This window comes from Actinomadura rugatobispora (assembly GCF_055379765.1).
On sequence record NZ_AP029191.1, the window covers coordinates 1,425,067 to 1,442,753 of the forward strand.

General features: G+C 71.8%; 16 protein-coding genes. 9 read left to right on the plus strand and 7 right to left on the minus strand.

Translation table 11 applies throughout. The features are described 5' to 3' along the window. Nucleotides 1–112: 112 nt before the first annotated feature. From xylA to ACZ466_RS05785, 3 genes are all read right to left on the minus strand, one after another. A complete protein-coding gene (gene xylA, locus ACZ466_RS05775) occupies nt 113–1,276 on the minus strand; it encodes a xylose isomerase (protein WP_378284202.1) in 1,164 nt (387 codons plus the stop codon). Continuing rightward, a complete protein-coding gene (gene xylB / locus ACZ466_RS05780) occupies nt 1,273–2,682 on the minus strand; it encodes a xylulokinase (protein WP_378284203.1) in 1,410 nt (469 codons plus the stop codon). The genes xylA and xylB overlap by 4 nt, the downstream gene beginning before the upstream one ends. 113 nt (nt 2,683–2,795) lie before the next feature. Then, nucleotides 2,796–3,422: a GntR family transcriptional regulator gene (locus tag ACZ466_RS05785; RefSeq protein WP_378284204.1), complete on the minus strand. Its 627-nt coding sequence runs from the start codon at nt 3,420–3,422 to the stop codon at nt 2,796–2,798. Between the two features lie 168 nt (nt 3,423–3,590). Between ACZ466_RS05785 and pdhA the strand changes: the two genes are divergently transcribed. From pdhA to ACZ466_RS05800, 3 genes are read left to right on the plus strand one after another with little or no spacing between them, the layout of a single operon-like run. Beyond that, entirely contained in the window at nt 3,591–4,691 is a 1,101-nt protein-coding gene (pdhA, locus tag ACZ466_RS05790; RefSeq protein WP_378284205.1) for a pyruvate dehydrogenase (acetyl-transferring) E1 component subunit alpha, read from the plus strand. Nucleotides 4,692–4,702: 11 nt separating this feature from the next. Then, nucleotides 4,703–5,725 carry an alpha-ketoacid dehydrogenase subunit beta gene (locus ACZ466_RS05795; RefSeq protein ID WP_378284206.1) on the plus strand — a complete coding sequence of 341 codons (1,023 nt, stop codon included), beginning with the start codon at nt 4,703–4,705 and terminating at the stop codon, nt 5,723–5,725. After that, entirely contained in the window at nt 5,722–6,948 is a 1,227-nt protein-coding gene (locus ACZ466_RS05800) for a dihydrolipoamide acetyltransferase family protein (protein ID WP_378284207.1), read from the plus strand. The genes ACZ466_RS05795 and ACZ466_RS05800 overlap by 4 nt, the downstream gene beginning before the upstream one ends. Before the next feature lie 12 nt (nt 6,949–6,960). On the opposite strand, the gene ACZ466_RS05805 is transcribed toward ACZ466_RS05800, so the two are convergent. Further along, a complete protein-coding gene (locus ACZ466_RS05805) occupies nt 6,961–7,098 on the minus strand; it encodes a hypothetical protein (RefSeq protein ID WP_378284208.1) in 138 nt (45 codons plus the stop codon). 485 nt (nt 7,099–7,583) lie between these two features. On the opposite strand from ACZ466_RS05805, the gene ACZ466_RS05810 reads away from it, so the two are divergent. The 4 genes from ACZ466_RS05810 to ACZ466_RS05825 all read left to right on the plus strand — a co-directional run bounded on the left by ACZ466_RS05810 (nt 7,584) and on the right by ACZ466_RS05825 (nt 9,375). After that, a complete protein-coding gene (locus ACZ466_RS05810) occupies nt 7,584–8,018 on the plus strand; it encodes an SRPBCC domain-containing protein (protein ID WP_378284209.1) in 435 nt (144 codons plus the stop codon). Continuing rightward, nucleotides 8,005–8,364, plus strand: coding sequence for an ArsR/SmtB family transcription factor (locus tag ACZ466_RS05815; protein WP_378284210.1), 360 nt, complete (start codon nt 8,005–8,007; stop codon nt 8,362–8,364). The genes ACZ466_RS05810 and ACZ466_RS05815 overlap by 14 nt, the downstream gene beginning before the upstream one ends. A gap of 2 nt (nt 8,365–8,366) precedes the next feature. Beyond that, a complete protein-coding gene (locus ACZ466_RS05820; protein WP_378284211.1) occupies nt 8,367–8,750 on the plus strand; it encodes a VOC family protein in 384 nt (127 codons plus the stop codon). A 208-nt stretch (nt 8,751–8,958) separates the two neighbouring features. Continuing rightward, a complete protein-coding gene (locus ACZ466_RS05825) occupies nt 8,959–9,375 on the plus strand; it encodes a hypothetical protein (protein WP_378284212.1) in 417 nt (138 codons plus the stop codon). Between the two features lie 24 nt (nt 9,376–9,399). On the opposite strand, the gene ACZ466_RS05830 is transcribed toward ACZ466_RS05825, so the two are convergent. The 3 genes from ACZ466_RS05830 to ACZ466_RS05840 all read right to left on the minus strand — a co-directional run bounded on the left by ACZ466_RS05830 (nt 9,400) and on the right by ACZ466_RS05840 (nt 14,936). Continuing rightward, the gene (locus ACZ466_RS05830; protein WP_378284213.1) at nt 9,400–9,672 is read right to left on the minus strand and encodes a hypothetical protein; all 273 of its coding nucleotides are present in this window, start codon (nt 9,670–9,672) and stop codon (nt 9,400–9,402) included. Between the two features lie 137 nt (nt 9,673–9,809). Continuing rightward, complete coding sequence (locus ACZ466_RS05835) at nt 9,810–13,502, minus strand: glycoside hydrolase family 2 TIM barrel-domain containing protein (RefSeq protein ID WP_378284214.1); 3,693 nt, start codon at nt 13,500–13,502, stop codon at nt 9,810–9,812. A gap of 252 nt (nt 13,503–13,754) precedes the next feature. Then, entirely contained in the window at nt 13,755–14,936 is a 1,182-nt protein-coding gene (locus ACZ466_RS05840; RefSeq protein WP_464042960.1) for an ROK family transcriptional regulator, read from the minus strand. Nucleotides 14,937–15,057: 121 nt separating this feature from the next. On the opposite strand from ACZ466_RS05840, the gene ACZ466_RS05845 reads away from it, so the two are divergent. Next, on the plus strand, nt 15,058–16,398 hold the full coding sequence (locus ACZ466_RS05845; protein ID WP_378284216.1) for a Gfo/Idh/MocA family protein: 1,341 nt from the start codon (nt 15,058–15,060) through the stop codon (nt 16,396–16,398). Continuing rightward, entirely contained in the window at nt 16,395–17,684 is a 1,290-nt protein-coding gene (locus ACZ466_RS05850) for an ABC transporter substrate-binding protein (RefSeq protein WP_378284217.1), read from the plus strand. Before ACZ466_RS05845 ends, ACZ466_RS05850 begins: the two co-directional genes overlap by 4 nt. The last annotated feature ends 3 nt before the right edge of the window (nt 17,685–17,687 follow it).

Genomic DNA, 17,687 nt, shown 5'->3' on the forward strand with positions numbered 1-17,687 from the left:
AATACGTCCGGCCGCATCAAAATCGGCGCGGGCCGCTGACCTGCGACGCTATATGGGAGCGCTCCCACATTTGGCCACGGACGGCGGACCGCCGCCCGTGGCCGCGGGCCCGTCAGCGGGTGCCGTAGAGATGCTCCAGGGCGAGCTGGTCGAGGCGCTCGAACGCCGCGCCGCGCTTGGCCAGCCCCTCGATGTCGGGCGTGAAGTCGCGCACCGCCCGCCAGTCCTCGCCCTCGGCCAGGGTCGGCACGGCCAGCTCGTCCACCCGCGCCGCGCGCAGCGCCTCCCCCACCTCGGGGTCGGCGCGGAACGCCCGCACTTTCTCGCGCAGGATCAGCCAGTTGCGCATGCAACCGCGCGCCGATTCCCACACGCCCTCGTCGTCCTCGGTGCGCGGCGGCTTGAAGTCGAAGTGGACCGGGCCGTCGTAGTCGCTGTTCTCGACCAGGTCGACCACCCAGAACGCGCCGCGCGCGTTCCCCGCGCCGAACCGCAGGTCCTGGTCGTAGCGCGGGCCGTTCTGGCCGTTCAGGTCGATGTGGAACAGCTTGCCGTGCCACAGCGCCTGCGCCAGGCCGTGCGCGTAGTTGAGCCCGGCCATCTCCTCGTGCCCGACCTCGGGGTTGAGGCCCACCAGGTCGGGACGCTCCAGCGCGCCGATGAACGCCAGCGCGTGCCCGACGGTCGGCAGCAGGATGTCGCCGCGCGGCTCGTTCGGCTTGGGCTCGATCGCGAACCGCAGGTCGTAGCCCTTGTCGACGACGTAGGAGGCCAGGGTGTCGAACGCCTCCTTGTAGCGGTCCAACGCCGTCCGCACGTCCTTGGACGCCCCCGACTCGGCGCCCTCGCGGCCGCCCCAGCACACGTAGGTGCGGGCGCCCAGCTCGGCGGCCAGGTCCAGGTTGTCCATCACCTTGCGCAGCGCGAACCGGCGCACGTCCCGGTCGTTGGCGGTGAACGCGCCGTCCTTGAACACCGGATGCGAGAACAGGTTGGTGGTCGCGGTCGTCACCACCAGCCCGGTCTCGTCCAGCGCCTTGCGGAACGCGCCGACCCGCTCGTCCCGCTCGGCGGCGGTCGCGTCGAAGTCGAACACGTCGTTGTCGTGGAAGTTCACGCCGTAGGCGCCCAGCTCGGCCAGCTTGCGCACGGCGCGGTCGGCGGGCATCGGCGGGCGGGTGCCGGGGCCGAACACGTCGACCCCCTGCCAGCCCACCGTCCAGATGCCGAACGAGAACCGGTCCTCCGGCCGCGGCGTGAAACGGTCGTCACTCACGATCCCTGTCCTCCAGTGGTGTCGCGCGGCCGCCCGGCGTCCCGGAGCAGGGCGTACCGGCCGCGGATCTCCTCCACCGCCGCGGCCGCGGCGGTGCCGGCGGTGTGCTCGGTGGCGGGCGGCGCCGGCCACTCCGGCGGCGCGGGCGTCCCCGCCAGCGCCCACGCGGCCTGGCGGGCGGCGCCGAGCGCCACGTACTCGGCGGGTTCGGGCACGGTCACCGGCGTACCCAGGATCGCGGGGGCCAGTGCCCGGACCGCGGCCGACCGGGCCCCGCCCCCGATCAGCAGGGTGCGGCGCGGCCGGGCGCCCTGCGCGACCAGATGGCCGGCGGCGTCGGCCAGCGAGCACAGCAGCGCCTCGACCGCCGCGCGGGCCAGGTTCTCCCGGGTGGCGTTGGACGTGATCAGCCCGGCCAGCGTCCCGGTCGCGTCCGGGCGGTCGGGGGTGCGCTCGCCGTCCAGGTAGGGCAGCAGGGTCAGGCCCCCGGCGCCCGGCTCGGCGGCCAGCGCCAGCTCCGACAGGCCGTCCAGGTCGGCGCCCACCAGCGCGGCCGCCGAGGTGAGCACGCGCGCCGCGTTCAGCGTGCAGACCAGCGGCAGGTAGCGCCCGGTCGCGTCGGCGAACCCGGCGACCAGCCCGGACGGGTCGGCGGCCGGACGCGGCGCGACCGCGAAGACGGTGCCGGAGGTGCCGATCGACACCACCATGTCGCCCTCCGCGAGGCCCAGGCCGAGCGCCGCGCCCATGTTGTCGCCGGTGCCCGGCGCCAGCCGCCCGCCCCACGGGGTCTCGCCGACCGTCTCGGCGGGGCCCGCCACGCGCGGCAGCACCGGCTCGTGCCCGAGCGCCGCCCGCACGAACTCCGGCAGGTAGCGGCCGTCGCCGGGCGACCAGTAGCCGGTGCCGGACGCGTCGCCGCGGTCGGTGACCGGCCCGGCCGCGCCCAGCCGCAGGGTCAGCCAGTCGTGCGGCAGCAGGACGGTCGCGGTGCGGCGGGCGTTCTCCGGCTCGTGCTCGGCCATCCAGCGCAGCTTGGAAACGGTGAACGAGGCGAGCGGGACGCTCCCGGCGCGCCCGGCCCAGGTCTTGGCGCCGCCCAGCTCCTCCACCAGCGCGCGGGCCTGCGGGGCGGAGCGGGTGTCGTTCCACAGCAGCGCGGGGCGGACCACGGTGCCGTCCTCGTCCAGCGCGACCATGCCGTGCTGCTGGGCGGCCACCGCCACCGCGTCGGCCCGTTCCAGCAGGTCACGTGTCCGCTGCAGGGCGTCCCACCAGTGCCGCGGATGGCATTCGGTACCGTCGGGGTGCGGCGCGGAGGCCGCGTCGACCACCGTCCCGTCCTCCGCCCGGCACAGCAGGACCTTGACCGACTGCGTCGAGGAATCGATCCCGGCGACCAGCACTGCCCCTCCTCGGCTCCGCGGAACGGCGGCCGTCGAAACGTTTCGAAAGTTTCTCGGCCGTGTGCAGCCTAAACCGCTGTGAGCCATCACACAATGGATCACCGCGGGGGTGCTCAGGGGGCGTAGTTCATCACGTGGTCGTGCAGCATCCGCGGGGCCTCGGGGTCCTGGCGGCGGAACGCCTCGATCAGCAGGGCGTGCTCGGCGGACTTGGAGTAGATCTCCGTCTGGTGCAGGCGCAGCGACAGCGTCGTCCACAACTCGATGCCCAGCGACTCCCACACCGACATCAGCAGCCGGTTGCCGGCCGTCTCCACCACCTCGCGGTGGAACTCGATGCTCAGCCGCATCTGCGCGTGCAGGTCGCCGGTCTCGGCGGCCTCGGCCAGCAGCGCGTTGTGCCGCTCCAGCGCGTCCACCCGCTCGGCCAGGCGGGGCAGCGCCAGCTCGGCGGCGGTGCGCTCCAGGCCCGCCCGGACGGGGAAGATCTCGCCCAGGTCCTCCTCGGTGAACGCCCGCACCCGGGCCCCGCGGTTGGGCAGGCTCTCCACCAGCCGCAGCGCCTCCAGCTGGCGCAGCGCCTCGCGGACCGGGCCCTGGCTGACGCCCAGCTCGGTGGCGATCCGGCGCTCCACGATGCGCTCGCCCGGCTCCCAGCGGCCCGAACTGATCCCCTCGACGATGAACTCCCGGATCTGGTCGGCCAGGCCGGTGCGCAGCAGTTGAGCGGAGACGTTCACGCGCACAATGGTAGAGGTCAGGAGGGATCGCCCCGGTGACCGGCCGGTAACGTGCGGATCAGTGCATACTGACCCTTGAGGAGATATGATCGATCATTGATCAATGATGATCGGGTGGAGTCCCGCGGCGACCCCGCGGCGCGCTCCCGAGCCCTGAGGAGAACGCCGATGGCCGAGACCACCAAAGCGCGGGGCGCGGCAACCCGTCCCCGGACCAAGGCCGGCGGCCGAACCGCCACCGGCACCGCGCAGGCGGCCCCCGCCGACCGGGACGAGCTGGTCGCCCACTACCGGCTGATGCTGCTGATCCGCCGGTTCGAGGAACGCGCCGCCCGCGCCTACACCGAGGCCAAGATCGGCGGCTACTGCCACCTCAACCTCGGCGAGGAGGCCACCGTCGTCGGGCTGATGGCCGCGCTGCGCCCCACCGACTACCTGTTCACCAACTACCGCGAGCACGGCTACGCCCTCGCCAAGGGCATCTCCGCCGACCGCGTGATGGCCGAGCTGTACGGCCGCTCCACCGGGGTGTCCAAGGGCTGGGGCGGGTCCATGCACCTGTTCGACGCCGAGGCCCGGCTGCTGGGCGGGTACGGCATCGTCGGCGGGCAGCTCCCGCTGGCCACCGGCGCCGCGCTCGCGGTGTCGTACAAGGGCGGCGACGAGGTCGTCATGTGCCAGATGGGCGACGGCACCGCCGCCATCGGCGCCTTCCACGAGTCGCTGAACATCGCCGCGCTCTGGGACCTGCCCGCCGTCTTCGTCGTGATCAACAACGGGCTGGGGATGGGCACCACCGTCGAGGCGTCCGCCGCCGAGCCCGAGCTGTACCGGCGCGGCGCCGCGTACCGCATGGAGAGCGCCCGGGTCGACGGCACCGACGTGCTCGCCGTCCGCGACGCCGCCCGCCTCGCCGTCGAGCGCGCCCGCACCGAGAGCCGCCCCTACCTGCTGGAGGCCGTCAGCCCCCGGCTGCGCGGCCACTCGGTCGTCGACCCGGCCCGCTACCGCAGCAAGGAGGAGCGGCAGGCGCTGCTCGAGCAGGATCCGCTCACCGCCTTCGCCGCCCGCCTGGAGAAGGACGGCGTGCTGCCGGAGGCCGACCGCGCCGCCGTCGAGGCCGAGGTCATGGCCGAGGTCGAGGCCGCCGCCGCGTTCGCCGACCGGAGCCCGGCGCCCGACCCGTCCACCCTCTTCGACCACACCTACGCCACCCCGGTCCCCGGCGAGCAGCGCCGGCTGCCCGCCGACCCGGTCTTCCGTTCCTGAGGAGTCGTCCCATGGCACTTGTCACCTACCGCCAGGCCCTCCGGGACACGCTCCGCGCGGAGATGCTGCGCGACGAGAACGTCCTCCTGATGGGCGAGGAGATCGGGCTCTTCGAGGGCTCCTACAAGATCACCGAGGGGCTGCTCAAGGAGTTCGGCCCGCGCCGCGTCCGCGACACCCCCATCGCCGAGGAGGGCTTCGTCGGCGCGGCCATCGGCGCCGCCATGCTGGGGCTGCGCCCGGTGGTCGAGATCATGACGATCAACTTCTCGCTGCTGGCGCTGGACCAGATCGTCAACCACGCCGCCAAGATCTACGGGATGTTCGGCGGGCAGTGCAGCGTCCCCATGGTCATCCGCACCCCGGGCGGCGGCGGCCAGCAGCTCGGCGCCACCCACTCGCAGAACGTCGAGCTGTTCTACTCGTTCATCCCCGGCCTGAAGGTCGTGGCGCCGAGCACGCCCGCCGAGGCGTCGGCCATGCTCAAGGCCGCGATCCGCGACGACGACCCGGTGCTGTTCCTGGAGAACCTCGCCCTCTACAACACCAAGGGCGAACTCCCCGCCGACGTCGCCGAGATCGAGCCCGCCGAGATCGGCCGCGCCGCCGTGACCCGTCCCGGCACCGACATCACGATCATCGGCTACTCGCGGATGGCGCGGGTCGCCGCCGAGGTCGCCGAGACCCTCGCCGCCGAGGGGATCTCCGCCGAGGTCGTCGACCTGCGCAGCCTGCGCCCGCTGGACCGCGAGACCGTCGTCGCGTCGGTGCGCCGCACCGGCTGCGCCGTGGTCGCCGAGGACGACTGGCTGACCTACGGCATCGGCGCCGAGATCGCCGCGACGATCCAGGAGGGCGCCTTCGACTGGCTGGACGCCCCGGTGCGCCGGGTGGCGATGGCCGAGGTGCCGCTGCCGTACGCCAAGTCGCTGGAGCTGGCCGCGCTGCCCTCCGCCGACTCCCTCCTCACCGCCGTCCGCGACACGCTCCGCGCGACCGGACGCGTACCCGCACTGGAGACGACCGCCTCATGACCGAGATCCTCATGCCCCGCCTCTCCGACACCATGGAGGAGGGCGTCATCAGCTCCTGGCAGAAGAAGCCGGGAGACGCGATCGCCGTGGGCGACGTGATCGTCGACATCGAGACCGACAAGGCCGTCATGGAGTACGAGGCCTACGAGGACGGCGTGCTCGGCGAGATCCTCGTCGCGGAGGGCGAGTCGGCCCCCATCGGCGCCCCCATCGCGGTGGTCGTCCCGGCCGGTTCCACGGTCGCCCCCAAGGAGAAGGCCGCGGCCACCGTCCCTGCCGCGGCCCCGGCTCCCGCCCCGGCCCCACCCGCTGCCGCGCCCCCCGCCACGACCTCGCCCGCTCCTTCGCGCGGGACGCGTCCGCCGTCGTCCCCGCTGGCGCGGCGCCTGGCCCGCGATCACGGCATCGACCTGGCCACGCTGACCGGCAGCGGCCCCGGCGGCCGCATCGTGCGGGCCGACATCGAGGCCGCCGTGCGCGCCTCCGGCCCGGCCCCGCAACTGCCCGCGCCCCAGACGCCCGCTCCGAAGGTCGACGACGCCGACGTGGAGCGCGTCCCACTTACCCGCTTCCGCAAGGTCGCGGCCCGCCGCCTCACCGAGAGCAAGCGGAACGCCCCGCACTTCTACCTCACGCGCGAGGTCGACGCCGAGGCGCTGCTGGCGTTCCGGGCCACGCTCAACACCGCGCTCGCGCCCGCGAAGGTCAGCGTGAACGACCTGATCGTGAAAGCGTGCGCGACCGCGCTGCGCGAGCATCCCGCGGTGAACGTCTCCTACACCGAGGAGGAGCTGCTCTTCCACAAGCGGGTGAACGTGGGCGTCGCCGTCGCCGTCGAGGACGGCCTGCTCGTCCCCGTGGTCAAGGACGCCGACCGCAAGAGCGTCTCGCAGATCGGCGCCGAGACCCGCGAGCTGGCCGGAAAGGCCCGCGACGGCAAGCTGTCGGCCCAGGAGATGAGCGGCGGCACGTTCAGCGTCAGCAACCTCGGCATGTACGGCATCGCCGGCTTCTCCGCGGTGATCAACCCGCCGGAGGCGGCGATCCTGGCGGTCGGCGCGGTCCGCGACGAGCCGGTCGTCCGCGACGGCCAGGTCGTCCCGGGCACGCGCCTGTCGGTGACGCTGTCGGTGGACCACCGCGCCTGCGACGGCGCCACCGGCGCGGCCTTCCTCGCCCGCCTCGCCGAACTCCTGGAGAACCCCCTCCTCATCGTCGCCTGAGGCCGAGGCGCGTCAGGGGCAGGTCTCGCGGTACGGGACCTGCCCCGCGTGCCGGTCCCACTCCGCGCGCGTCAGCCCGCCCGCCTTTCCGCACAGCTCGGAGACGAGCCCTTCCGGCGTGAGCCGATGCTGGCGGATCCTGCCGTCCATGCCGATGGAGAGACCTGCGATCCGGGGTGAAGGCGAGCCCGTGCACCTCATGGGTGTGGCCGGTGATGGGCAGGCCGACCGGCTGCGCGGTCGCCACATCCCAGAGCCGGATCCGGTCAGCGCCGGCGTTGAAGTCCCCGGCCAAGATCCGGACCGGTCCCCGCACGCCCGCGCGGGGCAGCGCCCGCAAACCCGCTCTTCTGACCTAGCTGAACTAGTGCCGCATCAGGCAATGTTCGCCCGGCCTTGATCGTGCTCGTGGACACCCAGAAGTGCCGGTAGTCGGACAGATGTACGAACAGCGGGTGCCGACACGCGGCCAGGGAAAGTGCCGGTCGCGGCTCGAGCTGTGGTGGATGAGTCACGGCGGACGGTCGGCATGTCGTGGAGCGATCGCGCGTTCCGGGCCGGGCTTGCGGGATGCCCATTGCAACCATTAGGTTGCCATCATGATGGCAACTCAAGGGTTGCGAAGGAGTATGGGTGTGGTTCCGGACAGGATCGAACGCGAGACGGTGCTGCGGCACCCCGCCGAGCGGGTGTGGGCCGCGCTGACCACCGCAGAAGGGCTGTCGCAATGGTTCGGCTCGGTGGCCGAGATCGATCTACGGCCCGGCGGGCGAGCGTATTTCCGCTGGGATGACCTCGACGAAGAATCCGTCGCCACGATCACGATCGTCGATCCACCACACCGTTTGGCGTTCAGGTGGCCGATCGAGGGCTGGCTGGGGGACGACGCGCCTCTGACGCTGGTGACGTTCACCCTGGAGCCCGTTGCCGATGGGACCCGGCTGCGTCTGGTGGAGAGCGGGTTCACCCAGGCCGCCGACCACCTTGCCCGGTGCGCCCACCGGGCCAACAGCCATGGATGGGCCGCAGAACTCGGCGACCTGGAGACCTACCTCGATGCGGCCGCCTGATTCACAGGAGCAGGCCGTCGCGGTGTTCGCGGCGCTCACCGATCCGACCCGGCGGGCGCTGCTGGACGAACTCGCCCGCGCCGGACCCGCGACCGTCACCGATCTGGCGCGGCGGCTGCCGATCAGCCGACAGGCAGTGGCCAAGCACCTCGATCAGCTCGCCGAAGCGGGCCTGATCTGCTCCGGTGAACCGGCCGGCCGCCGCCACCCCTACCGGTTGGAACCAGCGCCCATCCGCGCGGCCCAGATATGGCTGGCCGCGCTCGCCAACAGCTGGGATGACCGGCTGACCGCGCTGGAACGCGCACTGGACGCCACCCCGACACCCGACCAGGGAGCCACCTGACAATGAACCGGCCTGAGTTCACCGCCGGCCTGAACATCGCCATGAAGATCCCCAAGGCGCAGTACGAGGCCACCGTGGCCTTCTACCACGACACCCTGGGCTTCGACGTCAAAGAGGAGGACGTTTCCTACGCCCCGACCGTCTCAAGAACTCATTCGGTGCGGTTCGGTCCTAACACGCTGTGGCTGGACTGCGTCGACAACTACAGCCAGCCCGACCTGTGGTTGCAGCTCCACACCGATGACCTGGACGCGGCGACGGCCACACTGGCCGGCGCCGGCATCCGCCCGTGTGACGAGGTCGAACCACTGCACAACATCGAATCCAGAACCCACTGGATCAAGAACCCGGCCGGCGTCGTTCACCTGCTCGCAGAATCCGGCTGAGCCGCCCAGCCCTTTGCGTGTCCTTCCGGACCAGCACTTTCAAGACCGACCACCAGCGCTTACAGACGTCCGCCACCAATCGTGGGACACGCCCGCCGGGATTCCCGTCCGGCCGGGCGGGTTCGCCTCAGACTGCGGGCATGGCTGAACGGGTGCGGGTCCGTGAGATCGATGACGACGAGGGACAGCGGCTGCTGCGGATCATCCGGTGACCTGGCGGCAGGCTCAGATGGTGCTGCTGTCTGCGCAGGGCATGGACACGGCGCGGATCGCCGAGGTGACGTTCACCAGCCCGGACCGGGTCCGAGACGTGATCCGGCTGGGACGCTCCCCGGCACCCCGCCGAGAAACAGCCCTCACGCTGCCTGGAGGGTGGGGCCGGCTTGCGACTGAGGCGGCGTATCGGGCCTGCCCCGACGCCTCAGCGGCGGTGAGCAGACCGCGCAACCTGCCGCGGCGCCTGGCCAGCCCCGCGGCCGCGTCCAGGAACGACCGTTCGACCCCGTTGAGGGCCCAGGTGGACGCGGCAGGTGGCGGCCCAGCGGTCGATGAGAAAGTCGACGATCGCATTCCGGACGGGCCCGGCAACATCTCGATCGTCTCCGCCGCATCCTCCGTGCAGTAGACGGTCAACCTCGCACAGGCCCGGTCATCCACCGTCCTCCACACGCCCAGGTAGAGGCACGAGACCACGTCCTGCGCGGGCATCACGTCCGCGCCTCTCGCGACCGGGGGCTCGGTCGAGCATGGCCTCCATCCACCAGCGGTTCATCACTTCGTCGAGCTGCGCCCCCTGCTCGGCCGCGAGCACCTCGCGGCTGAATTCCGCTCGTTTCCCCTCGGTCAGCGCCGGACCGATGGCGTTGATCGTTCGGGGAATCGGGGAAACGAACACGTCGGGCGACTCATGCTGTGCGGTCACATCCGGTTCCCTTCGAGCGTAGTCCGGCGTCTGGACCTACCCCAAACGATAGGGCCGGTGACCGACAGTTCCTCGTCACGACGCCACCGTTAACGCCGCCAGCCCGCTGTGAGAGGCGGGCCGGGGGCGCGGTGGGGTCAGCCGGGGGTTGTGGTTCGGGCTTCTGTGGGGGTTAGGGGGCGGAGGACGGTCGTGTAGGAGTAGGCGCGGGCGGGGCTCACCTGGTATTCGGGGCGTACCGGGTTGGGGGTGTCGCCCACTCCTGTGACGGCGTGGTTCACGTGCAGGGTGTTCCAGCCCTTGTTGCGTTGGCGGGCGAAGGGGTACAGGGCGCGGTCCAGGTCGTCGTACTGGGTGGCGCTCACTTCCAGGTCTCCGCCTACGAGGAGGCCTGCGCGGCCGTCGGTGAGCATGGCCCAGCGGACGTCGTCATGGTTGCCGTGATCCTGGGGGCGGTAGTAGGAGACGTACTGGTCGTCCAGGGAGGAGGACCAGACGCCCATGCGGGTGCCGTCCTTGCGGTCGTTGTAGTTCTCCACCGGGCCGCGTCCGTACCAGGAGAGTGTTGAGAAGCGGTCGGGCATCTTGACCGTGTAGCCCATGCGGGCGAGGTAGGGCAGGGAGCGGGCGCCGCCCTGGGGGACGACCTGGTGGGTCAACTGCACTTGGCCGGAGCCGTCGATGGCGTAGGTGGTGGTCTGGTCGAAGTAGGCGTTGTTCGTGCCGGTGACCCGGCTGGGGATCTCGACTTTCACTGTGGGGCCGTCCGGTGTGACGGTGATGCGGCCGGGGGTGGTGGTGAGGCGGTCCAGGCCCGCCTTGCGCCAGTCTTCGCCCTCGGCCCGGCCCCAGGTGTAGGTCTCGTTGCTGATGGGCGGGCGCCACACGTCCAGTTCGGGGCCGGTGCGGATGAGCTCGGTGCCGTTGTGGCGCATCGAGGTGAGGGTGCCGTTGGTGCGGTCGAAGACGTAGCGGAAGTCGCGGCCGGTGATGATGATGTCGTTGTCCTTCTGCGTGGTCTTGACCGTGCCGGTGGGCTTCTTCCTGATGCCGGGGACGGTGGAGCCTCCGGAAGGGAACTGGCCGAAGCCGACGACGTGCCCGGCTGGGGCGTACCAGGTCTTGTTCTTGAGGACGACGTCGACGTTCAGCCAGCGTTCGTTCCCGGAGGGGGCGGGCGGGATCGTCACCTGGGTCGAGCCGCCGGGTCCCAGGTCGAGCGGTTGCACGCCGGAACGGATCGTGCGGCGGCCCTCGATGTGGCGCCAGCGCAGTTCCAGGTCGCGGGTGCCGGTGAAGGCGCGTTCGCTGGTGACCGTGACGGCGTCCCCCGCGCGGGTGACGCGGATCGGTGAATGGACCCAGGAGAGCTGGGCCAGTTCGGGCTGGAGGGAGCGGTCCGTTCCGACCAGGCCGTCCACACCGGAGAGGCTCTGGCCGTTGGAGAGGAACGTGCCCTTGCGGGTGAAGTCGTCGAAGTCGAGGGCGAGCAGGGCTTCCTTGGACGGGTCCGCGCCGGACGTCAGTTCGGCCGGGGTCAGGGCGCGTCCGTAGATACGGACGTCGTCGATGGTGCCCTTGGCCATGCGGCCCTTGTAGTTGTCCTGCATCGTCCCGGAGTTGCGGCCGATGTTGACGTCCCCCGACGACCAGTCGATGTTCCCCGTGTAGGGGACCCGGGCGGCCTCGCGGCCGTCGACGTAGAGGCGGAGGGCCGTGCCGTCGTAGGCGCCGGTGACGCGGTGCCAGGTGTCGTACCAGTCGGACGGCACGGGCGCCCGCACGGTGCGCCAGGCCCCGCCGCTGTAGATGTAGAACTCCAGCGTCGTCTCGTCGGACATCTTGAGGCCGTACTGGTGGTCGCCCTTGGTCATGATGGTGAAGTCGCCCGTCCAGGGGCGTGCGGGTTTGACCCGGGCGTCCAGGGTGACGGCCTTGCCGGTGAGGTCGAGCCTGCGATCGCGGTAGACCTCGACGAAGTCGTCCAGGCCGGAGAAGTAGAGGGCCTTGCCCCGGTGGCCGTCGACCGTTCTGGGCATGCCCTGGAGCCAGGCCGGGATGTCGTTGCCCGAGGCGTCGGGTGTGGTGATGAGCGGGTGCCGGATGTTGGCCTCGGCCCAGTCCCAGATGAAGCCGCCCTGCACCTGGGGGTTGCGCCGTACGACCTCCCAGAACTCCCGGAAGTTGCCCAGGCTGTTGCCCATGGCGTGGGCGTACTCCCCCATGATGATGGGCTTCTTGGTGGAGGCGGCCTGCTGGGCGAGTTTGGCCGGGGTCGGGTAGCGGGGGCCCCAGACGTCGGCGAACGGGGCGTCGCCGTCGGGGTTGTTGGGCTGGTGGTAGAGGGGACGGGTCGGATCGGCCGCCCGCGCCCATGCGGCCATCCTGTCGTGGGCCTTCCCCAGTCCGGCCTCGTTGCCGGTGTCCCAGAGGATGACGCTGGGGTGGTTCTTGTCGCGGGCCACCATCGCCTGGAAGCGCTCCAGGAAGGCCTTCTGCCATTCGGGACGGTCGGCCAGGCAGTCCTGCGGGTGGCCGGCGGGCTTGGTGCAGTCCTCGTAGTTGTGGGTCTCGATGTCGACCTCGTCGTCGATCCACAGCCCGCGCCGGTCGGCCAGTTCGTAGAGGTAGGGGTCGGAGGGGTAGTGGGCGGTGCGGACGGCGTTGATGTTGAGGCGCTTCATCAGCGCGACGTCGCTTTCCTGGCGGTGGCGCGTCTGGTGGCGTCCGGTGTCGGGATCGGTCTCGGGACGGTTCACGCCCTTGATGAGGACGCGTTTCCCGTTCACCAGGAGCCGCCGGTCTTTGATCTCGATTTCCCGAAAGCCGATGTTCTGCGTGGTGGTGTGGGTGACCTTTCCGGATGGGTCGCTCAGTTCCATTCGGAGCGTGTAGAGGGTGGGGGTTTCGTCCGTCCAGGTGGCGGGGCTGGAAACGGGGGTGCTGAGGCGGAGTGTGGCGCCTTCTCCGGTTATGGAGGTCTTACCGGAGAAGGTCGTCACCGGGCCGCCGCCGGGGCCCAGGAGGGTCGCCTTCACGGTGTGGTCGCCCCGGGTGCCCTGCTTACTGGCCAGGGTGAGGGTGGCGTTGAGCGTCGCGTCCCGGTACGAGGGGTCGAGGTCGGTGGTGATGGACGCGTCGCGCACGTAGGTGCGGGGCGTGGAGTAGGCCCACACCGAACGGAAGATGCCGCTGTAGCGCCACTGGTCGACGTCCTCCAGGTAGGAGCCCGTGCTCCACCGGTGCACCTGCACCGCCACCGTGTTTGCGCCGGGGCGGACGTGGTCGCTGACGTCGAACTCGGCGGGCGTGTAGCCGCCCTGGTCGTAGCCCGCGTACTCGCCGTTCACCCACACGAAGTAGGCGCTGGTCACGCCCTCGAAGCGCAGGAAGGTGCGGCGCCCGTCCCAGTCGCGGGGGATGTCGAGGGTCCTGACGTAGGCGCCGGTCGGGTTGATGTCGCGCGGGGTCCTGGGCGGGTCGTCCGGCCACACCTCGGTGGGGATGTTGCGGAACACCGGGTGGTCGAGCCGGTCGCTCTGCCAGGTGTGGGGCACCGTCACCTTGGGCCAGGCGGAGGTGTCGTACCCCTTGCCGTGGAAGCCGGCGGGGACCTCGGCCGGGCGTTCGGCCATCTTCAGGCGCCACTCGCCGTCCAGGCTGCGCGTCCAGCGGCGGGCGTCGGCGGGACGCAGGACGGCGTGGGCGGGTTCCTGGCCCTCGGCGACCATCTCCGGGTCGTCGAGGTAGGTGTAGGCGTCCGGCGGTGGGGCGAGACGGGGAGTGGCGGTGGCGGCGCCCTGCACGAGGGCCAGCACGAGCGCGGTCATCGCCAGGACGGCGGTCGGGGCGTGAAAGGAAAAGCGTGGGAGCGGAAAGCGTGCGGGCATGAACGCGGCGCCTCCTCGCGGGCCGCCCCCTGACAAGGCCCATGACAGCGTTCGACGAACGGGGTGGACGTCTATGCCCGGGACGCTAGGCGGCGCGCGGTGCCCCGTCAACGCTCCTTTCAGAGATTGAGCACAATCTGCCGGACACAACCCGCGGAATTAAACATCCAGGAGAAAGCGCCCGGCCGATGCCTAGTCGATGCGGAAGAGGTTGTCGTCGATCCGGTCGAGCGCGAGCCGGACGGCGCCCAGCCCCACGGCCTCGTCGCCGAGCCGGGACGCCTCGATCCGGGGGGCGCTGAGGCACAGCGGCCGCACCCGCCGCCGCAGCTCGTCGATGAGCCGGTCGCCGGCCCGCGTCATGGCGCCGCCGACGACGATCATCTCGGGGTCGATGGCCAGGGCCATCGCGGCGATGCCGCGGCTCATCCGGCCGGCGAGCCGCTCGACCAGGGCGACGGCCTCGGGGTCGTCGCGCTGCGCGGCGGCCAGGACCGCCTCCGCCTCGGCCTCGCCCGGCCCGGACCGGCCGATCGGGGCGCCGGTGAGGGTGGCCATGGTGTCGCGCAGGCCGAGCTCGGGCAGCATCCCGATCTCGCCGGCCGCGCCCCAGCGGCCGCGGTGCAGGCGGCCGCCGATGACGGCGCCGACGCCGGTGTGCAGCCCGGCCAGCACGCAGATCACGTCGTCGACGTCCTCGGCGATGCCGCGCCAGCGCTCGGCCATGGCGGCGAGGTTGGCGTCGTTCTCCACGTACACCGGGCAGGAGAAGGAGCGGCCCAGCTCGCGGGACAGGTGGAGGCCCTGCCAGCCGGGGACGACGGTGCAGAACGCCACCGAGCCGTCGGGGGCGACGACGCCGGGGGTGCCGGCCGCCACCGCCCACAGCGCCGAGCGCTCGACGCCGGCCCCGGCCAGGCAGGTCTTGATCGCCGCGCGGACGGCGGCGAGCCGTTCGGCGGGCTCCCAGTCGACGTCCAGGCCGGCGCGGTGGGAGCCGACGACCTCGCCGTTGAGGTCGGCCAGGAAGATCTGGACCCAGTGCGCGTCGATGTCGAGGCCGAGCGCGTGGCCGGCGTCGGCGCGGAAGCGGTAGCGGCGGGCGGGCCGGCCCAGGCCGGTGCCGGTGCGCGGCGCCACCTCGGTGACCAGGCCGCGGTCGGTCAGCTCGGCGATCACGCCCTCGGTCGTGGGACGGGACAGCCCGACCTGGCGGGCGAGCTCGCTGAGGGTCGGCTCGCCGCCGGCGCGCAGGGCGCGCAGCGTGGCGGCGGAGTTGAGCCGGCGGAGCACCGAGGGGTCGCCCCCGTGCAGGGCGCCCCGCGCCCCGCCGGGGGGTGCGGGGGGTCGTCCCGCGTCGAACGGTTCGGACACGTCACCTCTTGATCGGACATCGGCCCTTGACAGGGATGGGCGGACCGAGGACATTATTGCCAACCTACTTATGAAACATCCCTTCGTAAAGGGAAACGCAGCTCAGAGGGCAGGTGACGGGTTGGTTCCAGTCGACACCACGGGACCCGCGGTCGCGGTCGTGGGGGCGGGCCTGCGCGGTGCCACCTACGCGCGGCGGGTGCTGGCCGCCGGCCGCGGCCGGGTGGTCGCGGTGGCCGAACCGGACCCGGTACGGCGCGCGCGGTTCGCCGCCGAGCACCGGATCCCGCCGGAGCGGGTCTTCCCCGGGTGGCGCGAGCTGGTCGCGGCCGGCGACGCGCAGGGCGCCGGGCGGCTGGCGGACGGGGTGATCATCGCGACCCAGGACGCCGAGCACGCCGAACCGGCGGTGCGGCTGGCCGGGCAGGGCTACCACATCCTGCTGGAGAAGCCGATGGCCACGACCGAGGCCGACGCGGAGCGGGTGGTCGCCGCCGTCGAGCGCGCCGGGACCATGCTGGCCGTCTGTCACGTGCTCCGTTATACGCCCTACACCCGGGCGATCCGGCGGCTGGTCGAGGACGGCCGGATCGGGACGCCGATCAGCGTCCAGCACCTGGAGCCGGTCGGCTGGTGGCACCACGCGCACTCCTACGTGCGCGGGAACTGGCGCCGGGAGGACGAGTCCGGCCCGATGCTGATGACCAAGTCGGTGCACGACATCGACTGGATCGTGCACGTGATGGGCGAATTGCCGTCCCGGGTCGGCTCGTTCGGGCGGCTGTCGCACCTGCGCCCGGAGAACCGCCCGGCGGGGGCGGCTGACCGCTGCCTGAACTGCGCGATCGAACCGGGCTGCGCGTACTCGGCCAAGCGGCTCTACCTGTCCTGCCTCGGCGATCCCGGGCGGGAGGCCTGGCCGCTGGGCGCGGTCACCCACGACCTCACCGAGGAGGGCGTGCTGACGGCGCTGCGCGAGGGCCCGTACGGGCGCTGCGTGTACGCCTGCGACAACGACGTGGTCGACCACCAGGTCGTGAACATGGAGTTCCCGTCCGGGGCGACCGGCACCTTCACCGTGACCGCCTTCACCCCGTACGCCCAGCGGCAGACCCGGATCTTCGGCTCGGCGGGCTGCGTCGAGGGCGACGGCGTGCGGATCTCGCTGCGCGACTTCGTCACCGGCGAGCTGGAGACCGTCGACACCGGGTCCGACCACGAGTCGCCCGACGGCCGACACGACGCGGCCGACGAGGCGCTGGCCGACGCCTTCGTGGAGGCGCTGGCCACCGGCGACCCGGCCCCGCTCAGCTCCAACGGCAGGCAGAGCCTGGACTCGCACCGCGTGGTGTGGGCGGCCGAGCGCGCCCGGCACGCGGGCGCGGTCGTCGACATCACCCCTCCGGACGGCTTCGCCGCCCCACCCCCGCACTCCCCCGCGAAAGGTACTGGGATCCGATGAACAGCAAACTCTTCGCCGGAGCCGCGTCGGCCCTGGCCCTGACGCTGGCGCTGGGCGCCTGCGGCGACTCCGGCGGGGACGGGGCGTCCGCGCCGGCCGCCAACCAGGGGCGCGGGAACATCACCTTCGCCACCGGCAAGGACCTGTCGGGCACCATCCAGAAGCTGGCCGCCCGGTGGAACGCCGCGCACCCCAAGGAGCAGGTGCGGATCATCGAGCTGCCCGAGGACGGCGACCAGACCCGGCAGCAGCTCGTCCAGAACGCCCAGATCAAGTCGGACGCCTACGACGTGATCCGCCTGGACGCGGTGTGGACGGCCGAGTTCGCCGCCCGCCGCTGGGTGCTGCCCCTGGACGAGACCAAGCTGGACCCGGGCACGTTCGTCCCGGCCGCCCTGGAGACCGGTAAGTACCGCGGCAAGCTGTACGCCGCGCCGTGGCTCACCGGCACCGGCATCCTCTACTACCGCAAGGACCTGCTGGACGCCGCGGGCGTGAAGGGTCCGCCCACGACCTGGGCCCAGCTCCAGGACGCCTGCGCCAAGGTGAAGGAGACCTCCGAGGGCAAGGGGGTCGACTGCTACGCGGGCCAGTACGACAAGTACGAGGGCCTGACCGTCAACTACTCCGAGTCGGTGCAGTCGGCCGGGGGCCAGGTCTTCGACGCCGATGGCAAGCCCCAGGTGACCACGGCGCAGGCCAAGGCCGGGCTGCAGTTCCTGGTGGACGGCTTCAAGAACGGCACTATCCCGTCCAAGGGCGTCACCCTCAAGGAGGAGGAGAGCCGCCGCGCGTTCCAGGACGGGCAGCTCGTCTTCCACCGCAACTGGGCCTACGTGTACGCGCTGGCCTCCGCCAAGGACGGCACGTCCAAGGTGAACGGCAAGTTCGACGTCGCGCCCTTGCCCGGCAAGGACGGCCCGGGTTCGGGCACGCTCGGCGGCAACAACCTCTCGGTGTCGGCCTTCTCCAAGCACCAGGCCACCGCGCGGGACTTCGTCCAGTACATCGTGAGCCTGGACGTGCAGCGCGAGTACGGCAAGGAGCAGTCGTTCCCGCTGTCGCGGTCCGCGCTGTACGACGACCCGGCGATGATCAAGCAGTACCCGTACCTGCCGGTCATGAAGAAGAGCCTGGAGGCGGCCAAGGGGCGGCCGGTCGCGATCCGCTACAGCGAGGTGAGCTCGGCCGTCCAGGACCACGTCACCGCGGCGATCACCGGGAAGAAGACGGTGGACCAGGCCGCGGCCGACCTGCAGACCGCCCTGTCGGGCCTGGCGGACTGACCG

Excerpts from the sequence above, each read along its gene's own strand:
- pdhA (WP_378284205.1), top strand. The coding sequence starts at position 3,591 with ATGGCCGAGACCACCAAAGCGCGGGGCGCGGCAACCCGTCCCCGGACC.
- ACZ466_RS05795 (WP_378284206.1), top strand. The coding sequence starts at position 4,703 with ATGGCACTTGTCACCTACCGCCAGGCCCTCCGGGACACGCTCCGCGCG.
- ACZ466_RS05800 (WP_378284207.1), top strand. The coding sequence starts at position 5,722 with ATGACCGAGATCCTCATGCCCCGCCTCTCCGACACCATGGAGGAGGGC.
- ACZ466_RS05805 (WP_378284208.1), bottom strand. The coding sequence starts at position 7,098 with ATGGACGGCAGGATCCGCCAGCATCGGCTCACGCCGGAAGGGCTCGTC.
- ACZ466_RS05815 (WP_378284210.1), top strand. The coding sequence starts at position 8,005 with ATGCGGCCGCCTGATTCACAGGAGCAGGCCGTCGCGGTGTTCGCGGCG.
- ACZ466_RS05820 (WP_378284211.1), top strand. The coding sequence starts at position 8,367 with ATGAACCGGCCTGAGTTCACCGCCGGCCTGAACATCGCCATGAAGATC.
- ACZ466_RS05835 (WP_378284214.1), bottom strand. The coding sequence starts at position 13,502 with ATGACCGCGCTCGTGCTGGCCCTCGTGCAGGGCGCCGCCACCGCCACT.
- ACZ466_RS05850 (WP_378284217.1), top strand. The coding sequence starts at position 16,395 with ATGAACAGCAAACTCTTCGCCGGAGCCGCGTCGGCCCTGGCCCTGACG.